General features: G+C 61.5%; 19 protein-coding genes and 1 pseudogene. 11 read left to right on the top strand and 9 right to left on the bottom strand.

The window, feature by feature from the left end; genetic code table 11:
- Window positions 1-4: 4 nt before the first annotated feature.
- The 3 genes from QEZ49_RS17055 to QEZ49_RS17065 form a co-directional block, all read right to left on the bottom strand.
- The gene (locus QEZ49_RS17055; RefSeq protein WP_280388534.1) at window positions 5-1,576 is read right to left on the bottom strand and encodes an NADH-quinone oxidoreductase subunit NuoF; all 1,572 of its coding nucleotides are present in this window, start codon (window positions 1,574-1,576) and stop codon (window positions 5-7) included.
- Window positions 1,573-2,082: an NAD(P)H-dependent oxidoreductase subunit E gene (locus QEZ49_RS17060; protein WP_280388535.1), complete on the bottom strand. Its 510-nt coding sequence runs from the start codon at window positions 2,080-2,082 to the stop codon at window positions 1,573-1,575. Before QEZ49_RS17060 ends, QEZ49_RS17055 begins: the two co-directional genes overlap by 4 nt.
- 178 nt (window positions 2,083-2,260) lie before the next feature.
- On the bottom strand, window positions 2,261-3,181 hold the full coding sequence (locus tag QEZ49_RS17065; RefSeq protein WP_068460540.1) for a LysR family transcriptional regulator: 921 nt from the start codon (window positions 3,179-3,181) through the stop codon (window positions 2,261-2,263).
- Between the two features lie 473 nt (window positions 3,182-3,654).
- Here QEZ49_RS17065 and QEZ49_RS17070 point away from each other — a divergent pair, with 473 nt between their 5' ends.
- Window positions 3,655-4,536: a hypothetical protein gene (locus QEZ49_RS17070; protein ID WP_280388536.1), complete on the top strand. Its 882-nt coding sequence runs from the start codon at window positions 3,655-3,657 to the stop codon at window positions 4,534-4,536.
- Window positions 4,537-4,715: 179 nt separating this feature from the next.
- Here QEZ49_RS17070 and QEZ49_RS17075 read toward each other — a convergent pair whose 3' ends face one another.
- From QEZ49_RS17075 to QEZ49_RS17085, 3 genes and pseudogenes are all read right to left on the bottom strand, one after another.
- Entirely contained in the window at window positions 4,716-5,381 is a 666-nt protein-coding gene (locus QEZ49_RS17075; RefSeq protein ID WP_280388537.1) for a histidine phosphatase family protein, read from the bottom strand.
- Window positions 5,382-5,501: 120 nt separating this feature from the next.
- Window positions 5,502-7,149, bottom strand: a pseudogene (gene groL / locus QEZ49_RS17080) (chaperonin GroEL).
- Window positions 7,150-7,298: 149 nt separating this feature from the next.
- Window positions 7,299-7,586 carry a co-chaperone GroES gene (locus QEZ49_RS17085; RefSeq protein ID WP_280388538.1) on the bottom strand — a complete coding sequence of 96 codons (288 nt, stop codon included), beginning with the start codon at window positions 7,584-7,586 and terminating at the stop codon, window positions 7,299-7,301.
- 274 nt (window positions 7,587-7,860) lie between these two features.
- On the opposite strand from QEZ49_RS17085, the gene QEZ49_RS17090 reads away from it, so the two are divergent.
- Window positions 7,861-9,066 carry an FUSC family protein gene (locus QEZ49_RS17090; RefSeq protein WP_280388539.1) on the top strand — a complete coding sequence of 402 codons (1,206 nt, stop codon included), beginning with the start codon at window positions 7,861-7,863 and terminating at the stop codon, window positions 9,064-9,066.
- 47 nt (window positions 9,067-9,113) lie between these two features.
- On the opposite strand, the gene QEZ49_RS17095 is transcribed toward QEZ49_RS17090, so the two are convergent.
- Window positions 9,114-9,302 carry a hypothetical protein gene (locus tag QEZ49_RS17095; protein WP_280388540.1) on the bottom strand — a complete coding sequence of 63 codons (189 nt, stop codon included), beginning with the start codon at window positions 9,300-9,302 and terminating at the stop codon, window positions 9,114-9,116.
- 591 nt (window positions 9,303-9,893) lie between these two features.
- A complete protein-coding gene (locus tag QEZ49_RS17100; protein ID WP_280388541.1) occupies window positions 9,894-10,640 on the bottom strand; it encodes an SDR family oxidoreductase in 747 nt (248 codons plus the stop codon).
- Between the two features lie 566 nt (window positions 10,641-11,206).
- Between QEZ49_RS17100 and QEZ49_RS17105 the strand changes: the two genes are divergently transcribed.
- From QEZ49_RS17105 to uvrC, 3 genes are all read left to right on the top strand, one after another.
- Window positions 11,207-13,168, top strand: coding sequence for an EAL domain-containing protein (locus QEZ49_RS17105; RefSeq protein ID WP_280388542.1), 1,962 nt, complete (start codon window positions 11,207-11,209; stop codon window positions 13,166-13,168).
- A 151-nt stretch (window positions 13,169-13,319) separates the two neighbouring features.
- Window positions 13,320-14,192, top strand: coding sequence for a TIGR01459 family HAD-type hydrolase (locus QEZ49_RS17110; RefSeq protein WP_280388543.1), 873 nt, complete (start codon window positions 13,320-13,322; stop codon window positions 14,190-14,192).
- A 267-nt stretch (window positions 14,193-14,459) separates the two neighbouring features.
- Window positions 14,460-16,499, top strand: a complete 2,040-nt coding sequence (uvrC, locus tag QEZ49_RS17115) for an excinuclease ABC subunit UvrC (protein ID WP_348534831.1) — start codon at window positions 14,460-14,462, stop codon at window positions 16,497-16,499.
- A 229-nt stretch (window positions 16,500-16,728) separates the two neighbouring features.
- On the opposite strand, the gene QEZ49_RS17120 is transcribed toward uvrC, so the two are convergent.
- Window positions 16,729-16,977 (bottom strand): hypothetical protein, encoded by a 249-nt coding sequence (locus tag QEZ49_RS17120; RefSeq protein WP_280388545.1) that lies wholly within the window; start codon window positions 16,975-16,977, stop codon window positions 16,729-16,731.
- Window positions 16,978-17,734: 757 nt separating this feature from the next.
- Between QEZ49_RS17120 and QEZ49_RS17125 the strand changes: the two genes are divergently transcribed.
- The 6 genes from QEZ49_RS17125 to QEZ49_RS17150 all read left to right on the top strand — a co-directional run bounded on the left by QEZ49_RS17125 (window position 17,735) and on the right by QEZ49_RS17150 (window position 24,093).
- On the top strand, window positions 17,735-18,823 hold the full coding sequence (locus QEZ49_RS17125) for an extensin family protein (RefSeq protein WP_280388546.1): 1,089 nt from the start codon (window positions 17,735-17,737) through the stop codon (window positions 18,821-18,823).
- Window positions 18,824-18,906: 83 nt separating this feature from the next.
- Window positions 18,907-19,497 (top strand): CDP-diacylglycerol--glycerol-3-phosphate 3-phosphatidyltransferase, encoded by a 591-nt coding sequence (gene pgsA / locus QEZ49_RS17130; RefSeq protein WP_068464699.1) that lies wholly within the window; start codon window positions 18,907-18,909, stop codon window positions 19,495-19,497.
- Window positions 19,498-19,608: 111 nt separating this feature from the next.
- On the top strand, window positions 19,609-19,860 hold the full coding sequence (gene moaD / locus QEZ49_RS17135) for a molybdopterin converting factor subunit 1 (protein ID WP_280388589.1): 252 nt from the start codon (window positions 19,609-19,611) through the stop codon (window positions 19,858-19,860).
- A gap of 4 nt (window positions 19,861-19,864) precedes the next feature.
- Window positions 19,865-20,317 carry a molybdenum cofactor biosynthesis protein MoaE gene (locus QEZ49_RS17140; protein WP_280388547.1) on the top strand — a complete coding sequence of 151 codons (453 nt, stop codon included), beginning with the start codon at window positions 19,865-19,867 and terminating at the stop codon, window positions 20,315-20,317.
- Window positions 20,318-20,633: 316 nt separating this feature from the next.
- Window positions 20,634-21,968 (top strand): N-acetylmuramoyl-L-alanine amidase, encoded by a 1,335-nt coding sequence (locus tag QEZ49_RS17145; RefSeq protein WP_280388548.1) that lies wholly within the window; start codon window positions 20,634-20,636, stop codon window positions 21,966-21,968.
- An 820-nt stretch (window positions 21,969-22,788) separates the two neighbouring features.
- Window positions 22,789-24,093: a hypothetical protein gene (locus QEZ49_RS17150; RefSeq protein ID WP_280388549.1), complete on the top strand. Its 1,305-nt coding sequence runs from the start codon at window positions 22,789-22,791 to the stop codon at window positions 24,091-24,093.
- Window positions 24,094-24,206 lie beyond the last annotated feature (113 nt).

Genomic DNA, 24,206 nt, shown 5'->3' on the forward strand with positions numbered 1-24,206 from the left:
TCATTCATTCTGCCGCCGCGGCCTGAACAGGGCGGTGGAAATCCTCGGGGAAGTGACGCAGTGCGCTCATTACGGGCATCGGCGTCAGCCCTCCCATGGCGCACAGAGAGCCGTCGGTCATCGTCTCGCAGAGATCCTTCAGGATCGTGATATTACGTTCACGCTCGATGCCGCCGATGATGCGGTCCATCGTTTCAACGCCACGCGTCGAGCCGATCCGGCACGGCGTGCACTTGCCGCACGATTCGATGGTGCAGAATTCCATCGCAAAGCGCGCCATTGCAGCCATGTCGACGGTGTCGTCGAACACCACGATGCCGCCGTGGCCGACAAGCGCATCCACCTTGGTGAACTCTTCGTAGTCCATCGGCGTGTCGAGCAGATACTCCGGCAGGTACGCTCCGAGCGGGCCACCGAACTGCACGGCGCGGATCGGACGACCCGAAAGCGTGCCGGCGCCGTAACCTTCGATCAGCTCGCGCGCCGTAACGCCGAATGCCTTCTCGACCAGGCCACCCTGCTTGATGTTGCCAGCGATCTGGAACGCAAGCGTGCCGCGCGAACGGCCCATGCCGAAGTCGCGATAATAGTCGGCGCCCTTGTCGAGGATGATCGGCACCGAGCCAAGGCTCAGCACGTTGTTGATCACCGTCGGCTTGCCGAACAGACCTTCGATGGCGGGTAGCGGTGGCTTGTAACGCACCAGACCGCGGCGGCCCTCGATGCTTTCCAGCATCGACGTTTCCTCACCGCAGACATAGGCGCCCGCGCCCATGCGCACTTCCAGATCGAAGTGATAGGGCGAGCCCTGAATGTTGCGGCCGAGCCAGTTGGCGCGGTTGGCGATGCGGATTGCTTCGCGCAGCGTATCAACGGCGTGCGGGTATTCGGAGCGGACGTAGATGTAACCCTTGGTGGCACCCACGGCGATGCCAGCGATCGTCATGCCTTCGATGAGGCAGAACGGGTCGCCTTCCATCAGCATGCGGTCGGCAAAGGTGCCGCTGTCGCCTTCGTCGGCATTGCAGCAGATGTACTTTTGCTCGTTGTGCGTATCGTGGACGGTCTTCCACTTGATGCCGGTCGGGAAGGCCGCGCCGCCACGACCGCGCAGGCCGGACTTGGTCACCTGATCGACGATGTCGATCGGCTCCATCGCCATCGCCTTGGTGAGGCCGACATAGCCGTCGTACTTGCGATAGTCCTCAATCGACAACGGATCGATGAGACCGACGCGCGCGAACGTCAGACGTTCCTGGTTCTTGAAGTAGGGGATCTCGGCGGTCAGGCCGTGGCACAGCTTGTGCGCCTTGCCCTCAAGGAAGCCGGTGCCGAACAGATCTTCAACGTCGGAAGTCTTCACCGGGCCATAGGCGATGCGGCCTTCCGGCGTCTCAACTTCCACCAGCGGCTCAAGCCAGAGCATGCCGCGCGAGCCGTTGCGGACAATCTCAACCTTGTCGCCGCGTTTCTTGGCTTCGGCAGCGATGGCGCGCGCTGCAGGATCGGCGCCCATCGAAAGGGCCGCTGCGTCGCGCGGAACGTAAACCCGGATTGCGGTGCGAGCCTTGGTCATGCGGCAGCTCCCCGATCGATATCGGCGATAATGTCATCGAAGCGCTCTTTATCAACACAGCCATACAGATCGCCGTCGATCATCATGGCGGGAGAAAGCGCGCAGTTACCGAGGCAGTAGACTGCCTCAAGGTTGAATTTGCCGTCGGCGGTCGTCTCGCCGAACTTCACGCGCAGCTTGTCCTGGGCGTGGCGGCAGAGTTCCTGCGTGTGCATGGCCTGGCAGGCTTCAGCGCGGCAGATCTTGATCGTGTGCTGGCCACCCGGTGTCCGGCGGAACTCATGGTAGAATGTCAGCACGCCATAGATCTCCGCCCGCGAGCGGTTAAGGATATCGGCGATAACCGTCAGCGTTTCTTCCGGAACATAACCAAGGTCATGCTGGAGATCGTGGAAGATTTCGAGCAGCGCATCCGGGCGATTGTCATGTGCTGCGCAAATAGTACGCGCGAGCTCGTCGCTGCCAGCGGGGGCAACATTCTTGACATTTAAAGTAGACTTAGTCATTCAATCGCCTTCGCGGCTCTCGTTTCGTTAAACCGAGTTGTCTCAACTTGATGTCGCGCAATCAAATCGGTCGTTTCGATGCGTCAATCGAGATCATCAATGGTGCGGCGCAATAACGCGCATTAGCCACTGATGCAATGGCATTTTCACCCTCAGGCCAGATCGCGGAATGCCGCGATCAGCTGTTGAAGCCAGTTTCCATCTCGCCAAGCGTCAGCTTGGTTGCGGTTTCCCGCAGGGCATCAATGAGCGGCGATAACGGATCGCGGTCCGCCACCACCAGGCCGACGCTGTGCTCAACCGTTGGCTCGACGAGCGGAATAGCTTTCACGCCCGACGTATTGCCCAACACTTCTAATATATATAGCGGCATTATACTTGCCAGACCCATCAGCCTGACATTCGCACACAGGTTGATGACCGAGTTTGTCTCAAGTCTCGGATTTACCTGGCAATTCGCCCGCTCAAACGCCCGATCGATGATGCGGCGGTTCTGCATGTTACTTGTGAGCAAACACAGCGGCTGCTGCGCAGCCTCCTGCCAGGTAACGGCCTCCCGCCCAGCAAGTGGATGATTTTCCGGTACAAACAGGCAGTAGCGCTCGGTGTAGAGCGGCGTCGCCAGCATTTTCTCGATGGGTTCATTGTCGAGATAAGTAATACCGACATCCACTGAATAATCGGCGATCCCGCGCAAGATCTCCTCAGAGCTCTGCGACAGCACGATGAACTCGATGCCTGGATGTATCTCGCCGATCTTCTGCGTCAGCCTTGGCACCAGCGGCAGCGCCGATGGAATGCCGCCCAGCACCAAGCGGCCCGAGAGACCGCGGTCCAGCCCCTTGAGCTGGTTGATCTCCTCCTGCATCGACTGCCAGTTCTTGAGGATCACCTGCGCCCACTTGAGCACGCGCTCGCCTTCGGGCGTAAGTCCCTGATAACGCTGGCCGCGTTCGACGATCGGCACTTCAAGCTCAAGTTCAAGCTGGCGGATGCGGCCTGAAAGCGTTGGCTGGGTGACGTTGCATGCGGTGGCCGCGCGCGTGAAATGCTTTTCACGGGCGAGCGCTGCCAGATACTGCAGCTGCCGGATGTCCATTTTTACCCCCTCCCCAGCGGAGATACGATGTGCGTTGGTATTGTGTACCGACCGGTCCACAAATTCGAACGCTTGTCCATCATTTTAGTCTTCAGCGCGTTAACGGCAAAAAGCATTTCCGTGAGCAACCCACGATTGCGGATTTGAGACGTTCGGTAACGTCATGTTATTGCCTTTGGGTGATTTAATATTGCCACCCTGGTCTAGCCCGGGGTTGTGCCCCGGTCGAATGCGGCTCGTAAACCGCGATCTCCATTCGGCGCAGACGCTAAGGTGCGCGCGCCAACGGCGGCACGATATTTGCGGGCGACCCCCAGGGTGTGGGGACGCGCAGCGTTGCCCAGTTCAATTTGTTTCTGGGTGGCTCCAGGGTGGAGCGCCCCTGCAACCGGTCCTGGCGGCCGGGGGTGTAGCGTATGAATGCACACGCGAAAAAGTGCCGGGCCGCATGCGGTCGTGGTTTCGCCGCTGTCATGGCGATTGGGTTTGCTGTGTCCGCAGCCGATGCGATGGAAGCGCAGGCTCCAACGCAAGATGCACACCATGCCGCCAGCTCGCTGCCTTCGTTTCTGGATGTCGATCGCCTGCCGGATCTGCAGCAAGCCTGGCGCAACCGTTTCGATGCTGCTCCGGCCGCTGATGCCGTGATCCCTTCGCAGCCTGCGGGTAATGCCGGTGCTGCTTCCACGTCCGCTTCAACTTCGGCACGTTCGCGTGCTGAGGAACTCAGCCACCGCTTCGCGTTCGACGGGGATGCCGATCCGCAGCCAACCGCAACGCCGCCTGCCGCCGCATCCGGCTATGTAACGCAGCAGGACGTTCCAGCTGCACCCGCTGCGACGGCTGCGATTGATCAGGCCGCTACTCCAGCTGGCCCGGCGGCTGTTCAGCATGTGCTGTCGCCGATTGATCTTGAACCGATCGAAGAGCCTGTGACGTCCGCCATCGCAGGCGATGCTGACGGTGCCGACGCAGAGAGCGATCCGATCGCGCGCGTGCTGGACGATGCGGCGCCTCAGTCCTCCGTTGCCGCTGCGCCTGTGGCGCCAGCTTCACCGGCCGCCACCGAAACTGCGCCACTAAGGCGTGCTGTGAATATTGAGCGTCCGGTGCGCAAGGTGCTGCCTGAAACCGCACAAAAGGCCCGTGTGCTGAACAAGCAGCCCGATGCTGACGATGCCGGAAAGGTCGCGGTGCAGAAGCGCGGTGAGAAGCGCGCCGCAGCTCCGGCCGTTGCGGCACGGAAGGCCCCGGCGGCGCCAAGCAGTTCGCCACGTCCAAGCCGTCTGGACCGCTGTACTATTTCAACAACAGCAGTTCCAACAGCGCGACAGCACCGGACCGCCATGTCCTGATGCCCAACGAGATCAGATCGCGCGGCTGGGGCGACTAACTCGACTGCGTCGCGCTGCCTGAAGTGCCCCTTGCCCATGATTTGTTGAACCGCACCGTCATGCACCGGCGGCGGGCTCCGCGCACCAATCAGCGCTGGCGGCCGGCTCTCCGCAGGGGTGTCGCAGGTGCGAAACAGATCCTACGCGCTCGGCGGCCGGCTCCGCGTAGCGGAGTCGCCGAGCGCCAGGAAAGAGACATCGCCAAGCGATATAACGGCGCGATTGCGCCAGTAATCGTCCTGCCGCAGATGGGTGACGCTACCGCTCGGCACCGTGAAATTGACGAAGCCGGCAGCTTCTAACGGCATGCCGATCCACGCCGCGACGACGAATGTCAGCGCAAATCCGTGCGTGACAATGATCTGCAACTCGGCTGGGCGCGCGATGATGCCGTCCATGGCGCGATAGATCCGCGTGGCGAACTCGCGCCGAGTCTCCGCGCCTGCAATGGCATAGCGATGATCCAGCCGGTTGTCGTCCGGAGCAGGCGTTAGCCGTTCGTCCAGCCATTGTTGCGGTTTGCCCTCGGCTCGGCCGTAGCTGATCTCGCGCAGGTCGGGCATCGCCAGCGGCGTGCAGGGTGCAAAGGCATCCGCAAAGATCGACGCCGTCTGCGCTGCGCGCATCAGATCGGATGTGAAGATTTCCGGCTGTGCCGCACTGTCGGCAACCGCCCGCAAATGTGCTGCGATGCGTTGCGCATCGGCGCGCCCGCTATCGGTCAGCGGTGTGTCATGCCAGCCGCCTACCAGCCCATCGACGTGGTGCTGCGATTGCGTGTGCGTGACGACGAAGATGTCTTTCATGGCTCAGGCTGAGTTTGGCTCGGTGCAGTAGAGTTGTGGTGCGCGGCGCAAACAAAATGGCCGCCCGCAGATGTCTGCGAGCGGCCAACCTGTTTCGGCTTTTGACCGGAACGGAAATGATTACATCATTCCCATGCCGCCCATTCCGCCCATGCCACCGCCGTGGTCATGGCTGTGGCCGTCGTCCTTCTTCGGCGCTTCGCCGATGGCTGCTTCGGTGGTGATGAGCAGGCCAGCGATCGAAGCTGCGTCCTGCAGAGCTACGCGAACAACCTTGGCCGGATCGATGATGCCTTCTTCGATCATGTCGCAGTATTCGTCGGTCTGGGCGTTGTAGCCGAACGCCGAACCCTTGCCTTCCAGCACCTTGCCGACAACGATCGAACCTTCAACGCCGGCGTTGTTGGCGATCTGGCGGATCGGAGCCTGCAGCGCGCGCTTGACGATAGCAACGCCAGCTTCCTGGTCGGCGTTATCGCCCTTCACGTCGAGAGCGTTACCAGCCTTCAGCAGCATCACGCCGCCGCCCGGAACAACACCCTCTTCAACAGCAGCGCGGGTTGCGTTGAGCGCGTCGTCGACGCGATCCTTGCGCTTCCTTAACTTCGATCTCGGTCGCACCGCCGACGCGGATGACAGCAACGCCACCGGCAAGCTTGGCCAGACGCTCCTGCAGCTTCTCGCGGTCGTAGTCAGACGAGGTCTCTTCGATCTGAGCCTTGATCTGGCCAACGCGGGCTTCGATGTCTTTCTTCTTGCCCGAGCCGTCAACGATCGTCGTGTCTTCCTTCGTGATCGAAACGCGCTTGGCGCGGCCGAGCATGTCCAGCGTCACGTTCTCAAGCTTGATGCCGAGGTCTTCCGAAACGGTCTGACCACCGGTGAGGATCGCGATGTCCTCCAGCATGGACTTGCGGCGATCGCCGAAGCCGGGAGCCTTCACCGCAGCAACCTTCAGGCCGCCGCGCAGCTTGTTGACGACGAGCGTTGCGAGAGCCTCGCCTTCAACTTCCTCGGCGATGATGAGCAGCGGACGACTCGACTGCACAACAGCTTCAAGAACAGGCAGAAGCTGCTGCCGGTTCGAAAGCTTCTTCTCGTGGATGAGAATGTAGGGGTCCTCAAGCTCAACGGTCATCTTCTCGGCGTTGGTCACGAAGTACGGCGAGAGATAGCCGCGGTCGAACTGCATGCCTTCGACGACTTCCAGCTCGGTGTCGAGGCTCTTGGCCTCTTCAACCGTGATGACGCCTTCGTTGCCAACCTTCTGCATGGCCTCGGCGATCATCTCGCCGATTTCCTTCTCACCGTTAGCGGAGATGGTGCCGACCTGGGCGATCTCGCCCGAGTTCTTCACCTTCTTGGAGCGCTTGGCGATCTCTTCGACGACCTGAGCAACGGCCTTGTCGATACCGCGACGCAGATCCATCGGGTTCATGCCGGCAGCAACGGCCTTCAGGCCTTCGCGCACGATGGCCTGAGCCAGAACGGTTGCGGTCGTGGTGCCGTCACCGGCCAGATCGTTGGTCTTCTGGGCAACTTCGCGCACCATCTGCGCGCCCATGTTCTCGAACTTGTCCTCAAGCTCGATTTCTTTGGCCACCGAAACGCCGTCCTTGGTGGTGCGCGGAGCGCCGAACGACTTCTCGATCACGACGTTACGGCCCTTCGGACCCAGCGTGACCTTCACAGCGTTGGCGAGGATGTCGACACCGCGCAGCAGGCGCTCGCGGGCGTCGGCAGAAAAACGTACTTCTTTAGCTGCCATGTGGAGAATTCCTTGAGATTACGCCGGCTCTTCCGGTGAAAAAGCATCGGCGTCGAGGGAGGAAACTGGTCGGTGGAAGATCAATTGGCCGGCGCTTTTGCAAGCTGTGCCCGATGGACACTGTCGTTCGCAGGGCGCCCGCCGTCAGATCACTCCAGCACACCCATCACGTCGCTTTCCTTCATGATCAGCAGCTCCTGGCCGTCGATCTTGACTTCGGTGCCGCTCCACTTGCCGAACAGAACCTTGTCACCCTTCTTCAGGTCGATTGCGATCAGCTTGCCGCTCTCGTCGCGCGTGCCGGGGCCAACGGCGACGACTTCGCCCTGCTGGGGCTTCTCAGTGGCGGTGTCGGGGATGATGATGCCACCGGGAGTCTTGGTCTCGCTGTCTACGCGCTTGACGACGACGCGGTCGTGCAGAGGACGGAACTTCATGGGAATTATCGCTCCAAATAGCGGAATTGGCGGTGTGTGACCCTGCCGTTGCGAGGGTAAGCCATACGGCCCTGCTAGCACTGTCTAGCATAGAGTGCCAGCGCAGGCCGGTGATAAGCGCGGGTGAGGGGACTGTCAAGAATGGCCGGGTAAGTTCAACTGGTCTCGGGGCATTCCGGGCCGGGCCGCTCAACTGCTCAGGCCGTCCAATATCGGCAAGCGAACCAACGGGCCGTTAATTTTCGTGCTAATTTTGCAATCTGGAGGCGTTTGCGTGCCCGATACCTCTGCCGCTGGCTCCGTTGGAGAGGCAACCTGGCCCCGAGTCCGGCAGGCCATCCAGACCACAATTGCGGCTTGTCTCTCCTATCTGGTGACGGATGCCTTCGGACTGCCCCAGGGGTTCTGGGCGGTTATGACGGCCATCCTCGTTACACAGGCAAATGTAGGCGCATCTTTGGCGTTCGCAATGCAGCGCCTCGGCGGCAGTTTGCTGGGCGTGCTGGTGGGTGGCGCCGTCGCGGTCGCGCTGGCGGACGCGCACGAACTGCGGTTTGCGGGTTTGGCCGTCACCGTTCTGGTGCTGGCCTTTTTCGCTGCCCAGCGTCCGGCGCTACGCATCGCCTGTGTCACGGCGGCCATTGTCATCTTGGGTGACCCGAGCGTCTCGACGCCGGTCGCGTCGGCAATCAACCGCATGCTTGAGGTTTCGATCGGCAGCGTGATCGCCATCGCGACAACACTCTTTGTATTTCCCTCGCGGGCGGGCAACGCGTATGCGCAACACGTGAGCCGCTCGATTGCACCGCTGTTCCAGCTACTGGATCGGACGCTCGAAGCGGCGCTGGGCACGGTTCCACTCAGCGCCGACGAGGCGGCTGGTTTTGGCGAGCGCATCCGCAAGGGCTTTGCCTCCGGCAACGCGCTGGCAAAGGAGGCGCGGCTGGAGGTTGCCGGGCACATCGCCGACTCCCCCGATCCAGAATCCATCCAGCGCGCGCTTCGCCGCCTGTGGCACACCGAGATCATGCTGCTGCGCGCCGTGCAGCAACCGCTGCCGTCGCTTGCCGTTGAGCTTCTTTCGCCGGACATCGCCGCGCTCAAGACGGGCCTTGATAGTCTGGCCGTACAGCTCGCAGGCAATGGCGGACACTACACGCCGCCGGATCTTTCGGATGTCGAGGTCGCGCTGGCAGAGATCGAACACAAGTTGGAGCACATGCGGGCGAGTGGCCAGTTCCGCGCCATGACGATGGACGAGGTGATCCGGCTGATGGCGTTTGATTTCGCGCTGGGGCAGTTGCGTCTCAACCTGCGCGATCTGGCTGACCGCTCCGCCGAACTCGATGCCCTGGCAGGCACGACGCTGCCATTCCTCCGCCCGTTCACGCACGCATTCCATCTATTGCGTGCAAAGCTTTTCGGCAGCGGGGCGCGGAGGGGAGTTGAGCCACCCTCGTCCGATATGACAAGCGTGTAGAAGCGTCTGACCCGTGAGACTTCGGCGTCAGCGAATTGTAGGTATCGTTATTGGTTGCTGTCTTGCTCAGGTGTTCGCGCAGAAAGCTCCAGCGCCACTACGAAGCTTTTGAGCTTATCGAGATCGCTGTCCTGCCCTTGCCCTTCGGCCATTGCGATCAATGCCTTTAGAGAGGTCAGCAGATCGAAGGCGCTGGCTGTTTGCTTGCGGTCTGCTGTGCCCAGTTCGTCGGTCATGTTGGTCCTCTTTCTCGAAAAGGGCAGAGCGGTGCTGCTCTGCCCTCCGCGAAAAAGTTCGCGGCGTGTGTCGATAGAGGAAGGAACATGCGAGTGCCGACGGCATCTGAGAGAGGAGCGTCGCTGACGGGATGCTTTAGTTGGCGTTCAAGTCCCCGCGCGGACGCGCATCGCAAAGCCAGTGGCTTACGAGTGCAAGCAATCGTGACGTGCGTGCGATGTCTCAGATCTGTCGAGGCAGGTTGCTGCAAGCACCTGTATCGGGTGGTCGATCCGGTCATTTTTTCCCGGAGCCGGCACAGCGCTAGCGTACGCGCTGCCCTTTGTGCGTCAAATGCGGACGCTATATGGCCTCACGCTGCAGCGCTGAGACGTCCGTACTCTCGAAGCCCGTACGGCCAGGCTGGACGAATTCTGCAACGCCCCTGCTAATTTCCCCTCTATGTTGAGAACGGGCCCAAAAGCAATAGAGTTGATTGCTGGAGCGCCAAGAAAATCTGATTTGCAGCGCGCATGTTCAAGCTAAAGCCTGACGTGGACGCGCGCTGCACCTTTATTCTGTTTCCATCCGGGCCCAGTGCCGCATTGATATCAGCAGCCGCGGCGGGCCATTCCGGCGGCGTCGAACACCTGCCCCGTCAGCGAACGCGCGGGCTTGGTGGCGAGGTAGAGCGCCAGCGCCGCGATATCCGGTTCGCTGGTCGGCGGGGTGAATTCGTCCACCACAGTCGTCGTCGGAGCTACCGCGTTGACGCGGATGCCCTGCGGTGCCCACTGCTGCGCTTCGCCCCGGGTGACGGCTGCGAGCGCACGGCGTGCGATGCCCGCCATCGCGGCCTGCGCATAGGTGCGCGGCGCCGGCAGCTTCAGTACGTTCAGCACCATGCCTTCGTTGAGAGTTAGCCGCATGCGGTTGGCAACGATGCGCGTCACGTGCACCGGCATGGTCAGCTTTTCGGCCACGAGGTCTTCAACGTCGGCCATGTCGCAGTGCGCGGCCATCTCATCTTCGGAAATGTCGACCAGGTTGATCACCACGTCGAGGCTGCCATAGGCCTGCACTGCGGTCTGGGCAAAGCGGACGGCGCTTTCGGTGTCGCGACAGGCGTCGGTGAACAGTTTCACCTCGCTGGCCCGCTCGGCCAGCACCGCGGTGAGGGCGTCCATCTCGGGTGAAATGGCATCGGCATGCACCACCAACCGGGCCCGATGGTCGGCAAATTTGCGGGCGATATCGACCCCGCACGTCGGCGACAGACCGGTGATCAGCGCGCGAACGCCGGCAAGTTCTCCGTAATAGGATGCACTGGAATCGCGACCCATCACCGTCATAAGCATGAGCATTCCCTCTTAATTTGATACGCCGGGACTTGTTTGGGAACGGCCCGACACGACAGATACCACGTCGATTCGGCTAACGAGTTCTAAACGACACCGGGAATCCGGTCGGCCTTGGGCGGGTATGCGGCATGACTGGGGCGCGTGATGGCAATCCCCAGGCGGGTCAGAAAACGTCTGAAAAATCAGCGGTTGCTGTGGATTGCCAGCTTTGCCTTTTCGCTTTCTTCCGATTCCCCTGTTTCGGCCCCTACAACAGATGATGCTGCGGCGCAGCGGCGACGTGGGCCCATGGCGGACCCCGAGATGCGCTCAAAGCGTGCCGGGCTCCCTTGAAATACTCGGCCCAGAGATCGATTTTTCCACAGGGCGTGGGAAATCTCCACAGGGTGGGGGTTTCGGGTCACGCTGTTGCAGATGGATCCGCACCTGTTGCCAGAAAGCTGGTGAAAGCATCGGCGCCGGGATTGCGCCGCGCAGGCGCCGACGAAAGCTCAAGCTAGAGCAACGAATCGGTAGGGGGCGCGTCACTTCAAATGGCGAGCATCGATAACAGCGAGGGTAAAATGCCGAAACAAAGCGGCTTGGCCCGTGTCATCGTGATGGGAGCCATCGCGCTGATCTCAGCGGCATTTTTCGTCGGCACCTATCTGCAGTTCCGCTGGCCGTTCTGGACGGCGGCGGGTGCAACTGCGGCCCTGTGCACTGTGCTTATTCTGTTCGATGCGCTGCGTCGGCGCTTCGAGAATGAGCAGGTTCTGTTTGAGGCCGTCACGCAGCTTGAAGATGAGGTTGACCGTCTGCGTGAAGCGCCGACGCCGCCTCCAGCCGCCCGCGCGGGCTTCGGCGGTGCTGCTGACCGTCTGCCGGGAATGCGTGCCAGCGCAGCTCCTGCGTCGCCGTTCGATGAGCGTTCGCCCGCAATGCCGCCGCCGATCCCCTCGCTGGGCACTGACGCCAAGGCGCTGGGTCACGGCAAGGCGATGAAGCCCGATGAGCTGTTTGCCGCTGGCAATGCTAAACCGGCACCGAAGGCTACAGCGGCGGGCAAGATCCTGGTCGCGGGCGCCAAGCCTGCTGCAAACGCAGCGCCCACCAAGCCGTTCTCGCCGCTGCCGCCGCCCAAGCCGTTGCCGGTGGCAGAGCAGAAGGAGCTGCCGCTCGGTCAGGATCTGCCGCGCGTTCTCAACCGCGATGCCGGGCCTGCCACGCCTCCGGTTCCTTCCCGCGAGCCGAGCCTGATGTCGGAGCGTCCGGGTGCTCCGCTCGGCGCTGAACATGGTGGCGCGCTGGCGGCCAAACTCGAAAGCAAGGCCGCGCCGAAGCTTCCGCCTGTCAAGCCGCAGGCCAAGGATGCCACCGCGACTTCCAAGCCGACTGCACCGCCGCTGCCTAAGTTCAAGCTGGACGCTGCTGCGCCGTCGCTGCCGGATTGGTCCGCAGCGCCGCCACCGCCGGCCGTTGGTGCCGCTTCGCGTCCGTTCGGCCAGAGCAGCAAGCCGTCGCTGCCTGAACTTCAGCGCGCGGAACCACCCACGTTGTCCTCCGACCGTGACGCCGATCTTGACGAAGTGCATGGCATGATCAAGCGCCTCGCCGAAGAGGTCGATATCAGCCTGGAGCCGACGCTCGATGGTCTGCCGCCGCAGCGTCAGGAAAGCGTACTGCGCGCCTCGCTCAATGCGTTGCAGACGACCGCCAACGCAATGCGTGCGTCGAAAAAGAAGGATGGCGGCGCAGCTCCGCCACCGATCACACCATCGCACACACGTATCGCTTCGCTTGCCGATGCGGTAACGGCAGGACGTATCGATGTCGCGATTGCGCCTGTTGTCGGCATCGCGGATCGCCGCGTGCACTATCACGAGGTGCTGGCCCGTCCGTGCGATGAACGCGGCGTGCCGCTTTCCGCCTCCACCCGTGAGCCTCAGCTTGCGGTTGCCGGATTGCTGCCGTTGCTGGACAGCGCGCGCCTGCGCCGTGCTGCGGATGTCGCCCGTGCATTTGCAGACAAGGGCCGGGAGCCGACGCTGTTCGTTCCCATCACGGCTGTGTCGCTGGCGAATGATGGTTTCCTTGACGAACTGGCCGATGCCTATCAGGAGCGCGCGAGCCTCGCCAATGAGGTCGTCCTCACGTTTGCGCAGGCCGATGTCCGCACGTTCGGTGACGCGGAGTGGAGCGCGCTTACCGATATGCGTGACCTCGGCTTCCGTTTCGGCATTGAGGCTGTGACCGATTTCGACGGCGAATTCGCTGGGCTTGAAGAGGTAGGCTTCGGCTTTGTGAAGGTCGATGCCGTCACACTGATAGCCGGTCTCGATGTTCCGAGCGGTTCCATGCCCGCCAGCGAAGTGTGCACCACGCTGGCCGGCTATGGCCTGACGTTGATCGTCAATGGCGTCGACAATGAAGCCCTGCGCGGCAAGGTTGCTGCCAGCGGCGTCGTTCTCGGCCAGGGTTCGTTGTTCGGTGAGCCGAAAACTGTTGCTGGCGTCGGTTACGCAGCGCGTACCGCCGCAGCCTGATTGGGTTGCTTGGCGAGGGCGGGTCAACCGCTCGTTACGCCAGATCTGATACGAAGCGCTCCACGGCCTTAGCGGCCCTGGGGCGCTTTGTCATTTCGGCACCAGACGGCCCTCGCTTCCCTTGGCGACGGAGTTGTTCTGGTGAAGCGCCATGTCAAACACGCCCGCTGAAAATCCGCCCGCCATTCCGCTGCTCACCTCAATCGCGCCGGTTGCCGCCGGAACGGGTGCATGGCTCGTTGATATCTGGGGCGTGATGCACAACGGCGTCGTGCCGTTTTACGATGCATGCAAGGCCTGTCAGTCCTTCCGCGACAGTGGCGGCATTGTCGTGCTGGTTTCCAATTCGCCGCGCCCGAATGACAGCGTCGCGACCCAGCTCGATGCCATCGGTGTGCCGCGAATGTGCTGGGATGCCATCGTCACTTCCGGCGATGTCGCGCGCACGCTGATTGCGCAGTATCGCGGTCGGCCGGTGCTGCACATCGGACCGCAGCGCGATTTGCCAACGCTGGCCGGGCTCGATCTTCAGCTTGTCGACGCCGATGTCGCCGAGGCCATCGTTTGCACCGGCCTTTATGACGATGAAACCGAAACGCCCGCTGACTATGCGGACCTGCTTGCGCGCTGTCACAGCCGCGGCCTCACCATGGTGTGCGCCAATCCAGATCTACGGGTGGAGCGTGGCGGGCGTATGATCTATTGCGCCGGTGCCGTGGCGCGCGCCTACGAAGACATCGGTGGCCGCGTTGATTATGCCGGCAAGCCGTACCTGCCGATTTACGATCTGACCTTCGCAACACTTGAACAGCTTAAGCCCGGCAGTTCCGATCGCGCCGGACTGCTCGCCATTGGCGATGGCATCGGCACCGACATAGCGGGTGCGGCCAACGCGGGCATCCGGGCGGTGTTCATCGCGTCCGGTGTCCATGTCGATGGCGCGCTTGACGAGGCGGCAATTGTTCGCCTGTTTCCCGCCGGAGCGGGGCGACCTGTGGCGGCAATGGCAAAGCTGGCGCCATAGCCATAACATCAGGCAAAGCAGCTGCTGCCGCTTGACTGCGCGCGCTGTCAGCCCGATCTATCGACGATGCCGGACAAGGAAAAACACGAGGGTCTTCCGCGGCACGACGCGGTGAAGGACCAGCAGTCAGAACAGCCGGAAACGGCCGATGTGCTGGCGGCTGCGCGTGAGCCGTTGCCTTCTTCGACGCCTTCCTTGCCGCCTGCTGTTTCATCGGTTTCGGCGGAAATCGTTGATGCTGCTGATACCGAATTGGTACCCGAGCCCATCTCAGCCCTACTTGCCGCCGACGGCGATGCGGCTGGCGACGGTGCTGCGGTTCCAGTCGTGACCGGCCCGGAAGTCATCCAGCGCTATCTCAAGCTGCTGCCCGCCGCGCCCGGCGTCTACCGGATGCTGGATGCGGAAGGCAATGTGATCTACGTCGGTAAGGCGCGCAGCCTCAAGGCGCGCGTGTCGAACTATACGCGGCTTGGCGGGCACACCAATCGCATCGCGCGCATGATCGCCACCACCGCGAGCATGGAATTTGTTTCCGTGCGGACGGAAGCGGAAGCGCTGCTGCTCGAAGCCAATCTCATCAAGCGTTTTCGCCCGCGCTTCAATGTGCTGATGCGCGATGACAAATCGTTTCCGTACATTCTGATTGCCCGCGACACACCCGCGCCGCAAATCTTGAAGCATCGCGGTGCACGCAATCGCAAGGGTGATTATTTCGGTCCGTTCGCATCGGCTGGTGCCGTCAGCCGTACCATCAACATGCTTGAGCGCGCGTTCCTGCTTCGCTCGTGTTCCGATAGTGTTTATGAAAGCCGCACGCGGCCGTGCCTGTTGCATCAGATCAAGCGTTGTGCCGCGCCCTGCACCGGCGAGATCAGCCTCGATGAATATGGTCATCTTGTCGACGAGGCGGTGCGCTTTCTGCGCGGCGAAAGCCAGAACGTGCGGCGCATGTATCAAAGCCTGATGGAGGAAGCGGCGGCGTGTCTCGAATATGAGCGCGCGGCCCGTTATCGTGACCGTCTGTCGGCACTGGCGCATGTCACCGCTGATCAGTCGATCAACCCGGAAGGCATTGAGGAAGCGGACGTGTTTGCCGCCGCGCAGGAAGGCGGCCAGACATGCATCGAGGTGTTCTTCTTCCGCACCGGGCAGAACTGGGGCAATCGCGCCTATTTCCCCAAGGCTGATCGCGCGCTGTCGGTGGAAGAGGTGCTCGATAGTTTCATCGCGCAGTTCTACGACGACAAGCCGGTGCCGCGTCTCATCCTGCTGTCGCATGATGTGCCGAGCCGTGAACTGCTCGCTGAAGCGCTGTGCATCAAGTCCGAGCGCAGAACTGAAATTCAGGTACCGCAGCGTGGCACCAAGCTCGGTATTGTCGATCACGCGCTCGCCAACGCGCGCGAGGCACTGGGCCGCAAGCTGGCCGAGAGTTCGTCGCAACGTCGGCTGTTGGAGGGTGTGGCGGAGCGGTTCGGTTTGCCGGAGATGCCGCGCCGCATCGAGGTGTACGACAACAGCCATATTCAGGGCACCAACGCTGTCGGCGGGATGATCGTCGCCGGGCCGGATGGCTTCGTGAAAGGCCAGTATCGCAAGTTCAACATCAAGTCGCAGACCATCACGCCGGGCGATGACTACGGCATGATGCGCGAAGTGTTGACGCGCCGCTTCAAGCGTCTTGTTGCGTCTGAAAACAAGGAAGCCAGAAAAGCCGACGCCGGACTGGTGGAAAATGTTGAGGCGGCAGAGCTTGCAGGCATGATCGCCGCCGATAACGCATCGGCGGCAGCAATGGACGGCGAGACGTCGGAGTCAAATGCATCGGAAGACGATGTGTTCCCCGATCGGCCGGATCTCGTTCTGATCGACGGTGGTGCCGGGCAGCTGGCCGTTGCTCGTGAGGTAATGTCAGAGCTCGGCCTCAACGATATTCACCTCATCGGCGTCGCCAAGGGCCCTGATCGCGATGCGGGGCGCGAGCATTTCCATTTCCCGTTTCGCGAGCGGCCAATCATGCTGGAGCCGCGTGATCCGGTTTTGTATTTCGTGCAGCGCCTGCGCGATGAAGCGCATCGCTTCGCCATCGGTTCGCATCGCACCCGTCGCTCGATGGCGATAGCCGCCAGCCCGCTGGATGAGATCGAGGGCATTGGTCCGCGCCGTCGCCGGGCGTTGATGAGCCACTTCGGGTCGGCGAAGGCCGTGTCGCGTGCCGGCGTCGAGGATCTGAAAGCTGTCGATGGAATTTCAGCGGAAATGGCGCGCCGGATCTACGATCACTTCCATGAGCGCCGCAGCTGACCCGGGTCCGCTTGCAGTCGCGCAATCCCCCGCTGCCGCTAACGCAATCCGGTCGTCACCAGCGCAATCGCTGGCGGTAAATCCTGATGCCACCTGCAATTTTCAAAAACGGAACGGCTTCGAGGGCCGATCCGTTTTGGAAAAAAACATCACTTAGCCACTGCCCGCAGGGCAACAGCCGCAATCATTCAGATGGTTTGTGCGCCCGCGCCGATGGGCGCATCACGCCTTAGTAGGGCGATGTAGCCGCTGGCTGTTCGGTCACCGCCGATGCTGCCTTCGGGGCAACGATGTCGGCGATCCAATAGGCCCACAGTACGTAGAACACTGCGAAAAACAGCGCCGTCAGCACCGACGCGGCAAAGCGATTGCCGAGCGCGATGATGTTGCCGACGATGGCGGCGAGAAATGCGATGCCGGCATAAGTAGCGACTGTGATCCAGTCGACGGTAGCCAGATCAAACGGCAAGTCAGGCATGACAATGCCCCCCCTTCTTTGCTCGCATTTGCGAGCGTTCAATTGTGCGCGTGCGCCGGGAGTTTCGGTCAACGGCCCCATGGATGCAAGGGTACTGTCGGTCGATTGCACGGCGTGTGCTGCGCAAAGGCGTTTTATCCGAGCGGTGTGACGGTTGAATTGCGGCGGGAAAAATGTATGCAACCCATCGCGTTCAGATGCATCGCGAGTGCCGTGCCCGTCCGTTTGCGAACATGGTCAGGCAGGCTGCACGCGGTAGATCCAAAAACCGTTGAGTGGCAAATTTCTCTGACGTGCCAAGCCGGTCGACCGATTTGGATTGTCTCTAAATTGGCGTTCAATCGCATTTTTGCCGCGCTTGCGCCCCATGCTGGACAATGGGGAACAACGCTCTGGCGCGCTTTCAGGAAAAGCGGCAACTGTCTGATGGGCGCTAATCACGCGATGGGGCTATGACGAGCGGCATTTCGGCCGACAGAACATTGACGCGACTGTCCTCGTGGATGTCCGCAGCGGCATTCACGGGTTTTGTTGCGCTTGCCCATCTGCCGCCGCGCGCCGCGCTTCCCCGCCGCCGCCAGATGCTGGGCTGCCGCTTGAGCAGAGCGAGCGGACTGCTGCCGCTGCGGTGTCGGTGCAGGATCAGGCGTTGCCCACGCCATTGCGCCGGGCTGAGGGAACGGCAGCTCTATTGCCGGATCGAGCGCCGGATGACACGCCCCAGCAGGCGGGTGGGTCGCAGCAAGCGGCGATTGACGTGAACGGACCCAGCCCTGCCGTCACAGCTGCGCCGCGAGCTGCTGCAACTCCACCGCCGGCGGCGGAAACACCCAAAACGGCCGCCGCGACGGACCAGGTTGCCGGTTCCAGCGGTGCTGCGAACGCTTCTGAGACCCGCGAACTGGTGCCGATCGTAAAGGCAGCGCCGCCTCCGGATGAATGGACGCCCGAACAGCTTGCCACGGAACTGCGTACCTGCCTGCAGGTTCTGGCTCCGGCAGCGGCCGAGATCGAGCTGGCCGAACCGATGAAAAACGGTGCCTGTGGCACGCCTGCGCCGCTGGCACTGCGCCGCCTTGGCGGCTCGCGCAGGGTTGAGTTCTCGCCGCCGCCGACCATGAACTGCCGTCTGGCTGCATCGCTGAACGACTGGATCGAGAAGGTGCTGCAACCCTCGGCCGAAAAGGTGCTCGGCACGCGCGTCAAGCGCATCATTGGCGCTTCGTACTCGTGCCGCAATGTCTACAACAACCCGAAGCTTACCCTCAGCGAGCACGCCACCGGCAACGCCATCGACATCTCCGCCTTCGTCACGGCCGATGGCCGCACGGTTAAGGTGCTGTCAGGTTGGGGCCCCACGGATCGGGATATCGTTGCGGCCCAGAAAAAGGCCGAGGCCCGCAAAGCGGTGGCCGTTGCGGGCGCCGCGAGCAGTTTGAAGGGCAAGGCGACGGTGCCGCCGCTGAGCGCCGAAGCGGCTGAAGCCAAATCGGGGCAAAAGTCGCCCGCCAACCTGCAGAAAACCGAATACCGTCGCGAGACGGGCAAGACGCCCCAGGAAAAGCCGGATCCCGGTCCTCAGAAAGACGCGGCGACACCGAAAAACGGGGCTGATCCCAAGGCCGCGCCGGCACCGGCTGAAAAGGCTGGCTCCGCCTCCAAGGACGTCCAGGCCGCTATCCCAAAGCCGGCCACCAGCAAAGAAGCCATGTTCCTCAAACGGTTACATGAAGGCTCGTGCGGTCTTTTCACAACTGTGCTGGGCCCGGAGGCGAATGAGGCCCATCGCGATCATTTTCATCTGGATATCAAAATCCGCCGTTCCAAAACGCCGATATGTCGCTAGTCTAGCACTTTACGCGCGGGGCGATGGTTAGCCGCCCGTCGGCGCCATTGACGGACCCGCGTTGTGATGGTGTACCAAGGCTGATGGTACAAGCTGCTGCACCCCGATCCATGCACCTGAGCCTGCCGAACGTATTAACTTACGTTCGCATCCTGGCCGTGCCCGCACTCGTCGCCTGCCTCTTCTTTCTGAAGGGCGATACTGCGCGCTGGTCGGCGTTCGCGCTCTTTGTCTTCGCCGGCATAACCGACTGGCTCGACGGCTATCTCGCCCGCATTTGGGAACAGCAATCGACCCTTGGCCGGATGCTTGACCCGATTGCCGACAAGCTGCTCGTCGGCGCAGTGCTGATGATGCTTGTGCACGATGGCACCATCGGCGGCTGGTCAATCTGGGCCGCTGTCATCATCCTGTGCCGTGAAATTCTGGTGTCCGGTCTGCGCGAGTTCCTGGCCGAGCTGAACGTGAAAATCCACGTCACGCAGCTCGCCAAATGGAAAACTACCATGCAGATGATCGCGCTGGGCGTACTGCTGGCGGGCCCCGCGGCCGAAAAGATCGTGCCCGGCATCATGACCGGCGGCATCGTTATCCTTTGGATTGCGGCGCTACTGACATTGTGGACCGGCTATGACTATCTAAAGGCCGGTGTCGTGCACGCGATGGAGCGCTAAAGCGCTTTTGGTTTCCGGCGCGGTGCTCTGCGATGCATGGCGCCGCGCATCCGGCCTGCAAGGCCGATCAGAACAGCAAGCGAGTGAGACATGACCGCTGCTCCGCGCAATGTGCGGCTTCTCTATTTTGCCTGGGTACGCGAGAAAATCGGCCGCGACGCAGAGACGGTCGAGCTGCCATCTGACGTCGTAACGGTGTCAGATCTGGTCGACTGGCTGGAGCAGCGTGGCCCGGAATACGGTGAAGCTTTTGCACGCCGCAACGTCGTTCGCGCAGCCGTTGATCGCACGCATGTGAAGCCTTCTGCGCTACTCGGCACAGCGCGCGAGGTTGCGTTCTTTCCGCCGGTAACCGGAGGCTGATCGCGTGGCGGTTTGTGTCCAGACCGACGACTTCGATGTCGCTGCCGAAACGGAAAAGCTGATCGGCGCGCGCACCGATATCGGCGCGGTTGTCACGTTCACCGGCCGCGTGCGTGAAGGTGAGGGCGACAAGCGCATCACGTCGATGACGCTCGAACACTATCCGGACATGACAGAAGCAGAGATGTCTCGCATCGAGGCTGAAGCGCACGCGCGCTGGCCGCTGCAGGCAACAACGCTCATCCATCGTGTTGGCGAACTGCGCCCCGGCGAGCAGATCGTGCTGGTCATTGCCGCATCGGCGCATCGTCAGGCAGCGTTTGAGGCCGCCGCATTTCTGATGGACTTCCTGAAAACCCGCGCGCCGTTCTGGAAAAAAGAAATGCTGCTAAATGGCGACAGCGCGTGGGTCGATGCGCGCGAAACCGACGACAACGCCGCCGGACGCTGGGGTTAATCCGGCCCTCTAGATTTGCACTCGCATTGATGTGGTGACGCGCAGGCGGCGCAATTTGTGCTGCCGCACTCGCCACTGCGCGCGCACTTCAGAACACAGCAATTTCTGCAGATCGATGCTGCTAACTACGCATCCGTTAGGGAAATATTAAGGCTTAATATGCGATAACCCTAACAATGCCTGAAGGAGGACCGCAAAAGGCCATCTTTTCAGGCAACCTTGACCGTCCCACCACTTGGAATTTGTATCGCGTAGACGGGGGTCTGACGTCATGGTTCACAGAAATGCGTGGCGCTTGCGCCGCGGCATGTTCTGCATGTGTGCCTTGCTCTGCGCGCAATCTCCGCTGCAGGCGCAAGGACTGCTGGATGGTGCCCAGAAACTGTTGCAGAGCGCGGACAGCCTCTTCACCGGTTCATCAAACGCATCTGCCGCCACTTCGGTTGCAAGCGCGCCGGAGCAGCGCACGCGCTTTGTCGTCGGTTTGCCGAAGCAAACCGAGTTCGAAGTGTTTTCGCTCAACAATCCAAACCGCGTTGTCGTGCAGGTGAAGGAGACGTCGTTGCGTCTTCCTGCGCAGCCGGCGGAAGGTCCGGTTGGCCTGATCAAGTCATTCCAGGCCGGTCTTTCAGGCGCGGAGCACTCGCGCATCATCATTTACGTGACGCAACCCGTCATTGTTTCCAGCGCGCGGATTGAAAAGCCGGCTGCGGGCAAGGATCAGCATCTCGTTGTCGAGATCGCTTCCTTTACGCCCATCACCGCCAGCATTCCGCAGCCTGAGGAAAATGCAGCTGGACCAATAGCGGCGACGCAAGTCGCAGCAACGCGTCCTAGCATTCCGCCGCCAACCTATGCGCTGGGTGCTGCCGGTTTGCAGCCGCCATTGCCGCGTCCCGCCGTGCCGCCGGATGTGCGCGCTGAGCGCGCGTTCAAGCCGGTTATCGTTATCGATCCCGGCCATGGCGGTCACGATTCCGGCGCCATGAAAAATGGCGCGGTAGAAAAGGAAATCACGCTCGCGTTCAGCAAGCTGCTGGCCAAGAAACTTGAAGCCACGGGCCGCTACAAGGTGCTGCTGACGCGCGACGAAGACGTGTTCATCCCGCTGGGCGATCGCGTTGCATTCGGCGAGAAGCACAACGCCAATCTGTTCATCGCGGTGCATTGCGATTACGCCAGCACCAATGCCAGCGGTGCCACCATTTATTCGCTGCGCGATTCCGTTGCGAACAGTCTGCGTCGCTCCACCCGGGGTGAAGTGGCGGGCGATGTTCTATCGGATGACGAGATCGAACAGGTGAAGCAGGTCGGCTCCAAAAAAGATGTCGGCATGGTGCAGAACATCCTGGCCGATCTTGCTGGCCGTGAAGTTGATGCAACCCGCGATCGCACCAGCGTCTTTGCCCGCACCGTCATTGAAAATATGGGCAGCAGCACCACGATGCGTAACAAGCCGGATCAGCAGGCATCATTCCGGGTGCTGAAGACCGCGCAGTTTCCGTCGGTGCTGATCGAACTCGCTTACGTCACCAACAAGGAAGATGCCAGGAAGCTCAAGTCTTCCGAATGGCGTAACAAGGTTTCGGACTCGATCAAGTCCGCCGTCGACAATTACTTTGCGAACCAGCTTGCCCAGCTTCCGATGTGAGCCTCGTCTCGGTCACATCGCTTGTCTGAGCTTTCCGTTTGGGAGCGTCACAAAAGAAAGGCCGGTCCATTGGACCGGCCTTCAATCTTTGTGGCCGAGTGTCGGATCGCACACCCTTCTCGGCTAGAGCCCCATTAAGTCCTACTTGGAGGGCGCATCTGTTGCTTGCGCCAGAGCAGCCTCCATAGCCAATCCTGTTCAAGCCGAAGCGGGTGAGCGACGCGCGTACAAGAAGATACGATGCGTGGGTTCTTCGCGAGGTGAAGACGCTTCAGCATTAGCCACTCCATCTTCCAGTAAGTGCGGCAGCTCCATGCACCTGTCACGCTGAACAAGATCCACCACACGCATCGATGCGGCCTGTCGTAAGGACAGCACGTCGCCGGTGCGGCAATGGATGTGACGGTGATGGAGATGTCGCTTTGCGGACAGGGGCCGGCGGAGGCCCACAACTCGACCGGTGAACACTCCCTGGGGCGGCCCTGTCCATGCCCGCCACGTGTTCCACCGACCGGCAGCGCCAGTCTGAAGACTGATCTTGCACACAGAGTCTAGGGGCAATGGGCCCTCCATCTCTGACGCGCACGCGGAATCAAACGCTGCCTTAACTGCAACCCGATGCAATCGAGCTGCGAGAGGAGCCTCTCAACCATTAACAGTATGTGATTCGTTTGCAGAAACGAGTACACGGCCGTGCAATTTAATGTTGCATGCGCGTGGATATCGCGAATGCACAAAAAAGGAGGCTCTATGGCCGTTTGATGGCCTTTTTCTGCGCCATACTCAGCCACCGACGAATCGCCCCAACCGCGAGGATCTAATGCTCCGGATCTATCACACAGCCCTTGCTCTTTTCATTTTGGCGACACCCGCAGCCGCCTGCGTTGAATCCGCAGGTCAGGCGAATGGCGCCTATCAGATCGGAACAGCGGGGTGGGGCGAAGCCGACGCGCAATTTAAAACCGAAGGCACAGACGCTATTTTTACGCCGCAGGTTGGTACGCAAACCGCGCGCTGGAATGCAGGTCTGGAAACGAAAAGCGTCGATGCCTGCGCAACAATCGCGATGCCATCATCCACCGGTGATGCTTCGCGCAGCTATGCTGGCCTGCTGTTCTGGGCCACGGACAAAGACAACTTCTATCAGGCGGTGATCTCGCCCAATGGCATGTTCACCGTTGCGCGCAAGGTCGCCGGGCGCATCGTGCCCACGCCGCCGGTGAACTGGGGGCAGGTTTCGACGCTGAAGCTCGGCCCGAATGAGAAGAACACTCTGCGCGTCGCCACCGAGGGCGAGACCGTTGCTGTCAGCATCAACGGCACTGTCGTTGCGCGCTTCAGGGGGCAGGCGCCGGAAGGCATGAGCCACGTCGGGCTCGTTGCTTCGTCCGCGCCGACCGGTGTCGACACGTGGCGGATCTCCGATTTCAAGGTTGCCGACGCGCAGGCTCAGGTCAGCGCGAACGCTGCTGCTGATGATCAGCAAGCGCAATTGTCAGGCGCGCATGATCATCTGATTACAGGCGCCATCGCTTCCGCTCCCGTTGCGCCCGGCTGCGGAACAGGCAAGGTGCTGTTCGACGAGCCCTTCACCGTGCACGATCCCAACTGGGGCGAAAAGGACGATCAGTTCAGCATCGGCGACGGCAAGGCAACGTTCACCCCGCCGTCGGGCCTGCCGGCGCTGCGCTGGAACCGCGTGTTCGTGTTTGGCGACATCGATACCTGCCTGAACTTCGAGCTGGCCAAGAACACTGCAAACGCCACCACCAGCTATGCCGGGCTCGTGTTCTGGGCCGAAGACAGCCGCAATTATTTCCAGGCCGTGCTTGCGCCTAACGGCTACTTCACGGTCGCCCGTATCGCCGACGGCAAGGCCGTTGCCAAGCGTCCGGTGCCGTGGACCAAAGTTGCCGCCGCCAACGCAGGCTCCAAAAAAACCAACACGATGCGCCTGAAGATCGTCGGCAACGCAGTTACGGTCGAAATCAACGGCAAGCCCGCAGGCAGCTTCAAAACTGAAGCACCGCGTTGGCCAAGTCACATCGGCCTTCTCGCCGCTTCGGCTGAAAGCAAGGAAGGTGACACGTGGATGGTCAGTGATCTGCGCGTCACCGCGCCGTAATCACATCGCGCGCGCCTCACGCGCCCACCAAAACCCAACAAAAAAGAGCGCGGCTTCATCGGCCGCGCTCTTTTGCTTTTCAGGTTTTGGTGCGCCTGCTCGCTGCCGAGTCG

This window comes from Hyphomicrobium sp. D-2, from assembly GCF_029872155.1.
Classification (GTDB): domain Bacteria; phylum Pseudomonadota; class Alphaproteobacteria; order Rhizobiales; family Hyphomicrobiaceae; genus Hyphomicrobium_A.

Coding starts and splice junctions, on each gene's coding strand:
- QEZ49_RS17065 (WP_068460540.1), bottom strand. CDS start 3,181: ATGGACATCCGGCAGCTGCAGTATCTGGCAGCGCTCGCCCGTGAAAAG.
- pgsA (WP_068464699.1), top strand. CDS start 18,907: ATGGTACAAGCTGCTGCACCCCGATCCATGCACCTGAGCCTGCCGAAC.
- QEZ49_RS17075 (WP_280388537.1), bottom strand. CDS start 5,381: ATGAAAGACATCTTCGTCGTCACGCACACGCAATCGCAGCACCACGTC.
- QEZ49_RS17055 (WP_280388534.1), bottom strand. CDS start 1,576: ATGACCAAGGCTCGCACCGCAATCCGGGTTTACGTTCCGCGCGACGCA.
- QEZ49_RS17070 (WP_280388536.1), top strand. CDS start 3,655: ATGGCGATTGGGTTTGCTGTGTCCGCAGCCGATGCGATGGAAGCGCAG.
- QEZ49_RS17110 (WP_280388543.1), top strand. CDS start 13,320: ATGTCAAACACGCCCGCTGAAAATCCGCCCGCCATTCCGCTGCTCACC.
- QEZ49_RS17100 (WP_280388541.1), bottom strand. CDS start 10,640: ATGCTTATGACGGTGATGGGTCGCGATTCCAGTGCATCCTATTACGGA.
- QEZ49_RS17145 (WP_280388548.1), top strand. CDS start 20,634: ATGTGTGCCTTGCTCTGCGCGCAATCTCCGCTGCAGGCGCAAGGACTG.
- QEZ49_RS17085 (WP_280388538.1), bottom strand. CDS start 7,586: ATGAAGTTCCGTCCTCTGCACGACCGCGTCGTCGTCAAGCGCGTAGAC.
- QEZ49_RS17095 (WP_280388540.1), bottom strand. CDS start 9,302: ATGACCGACGAACTGGGCACAGCAGACCGCAAGCAAACAGCCAGCGCC.
- QEZ49_RS17105 (WP_280388542.1), top strand. CDS start 11,207: ATGCCGAAACAAAGCGGCTTGGCCCGTGTCATCGTGATGGGAGCCATC.
- QEZ49_RS17120 (WP_280388545.1), bottom strand. CDS start 16,977: ATGCCTGACTTGCCGTTTGATCTGGCTACCGTCGACTGGATCACAGTC.
- QEZ49_RS17150 (WP_280388549.1), top strand. CDS start 22,789: ATGCTCCGGATCTATCACACAGCCCTTGCTCTTTTCATTTTGGCGACA.
- QEZ49_RS17060 (WP_280388535.1), bottom strand. CDS start 2,082: ATGACTAAGTCTACTTTAAATGTCAAGAATGTTGCCCCCGCTGGCAGC.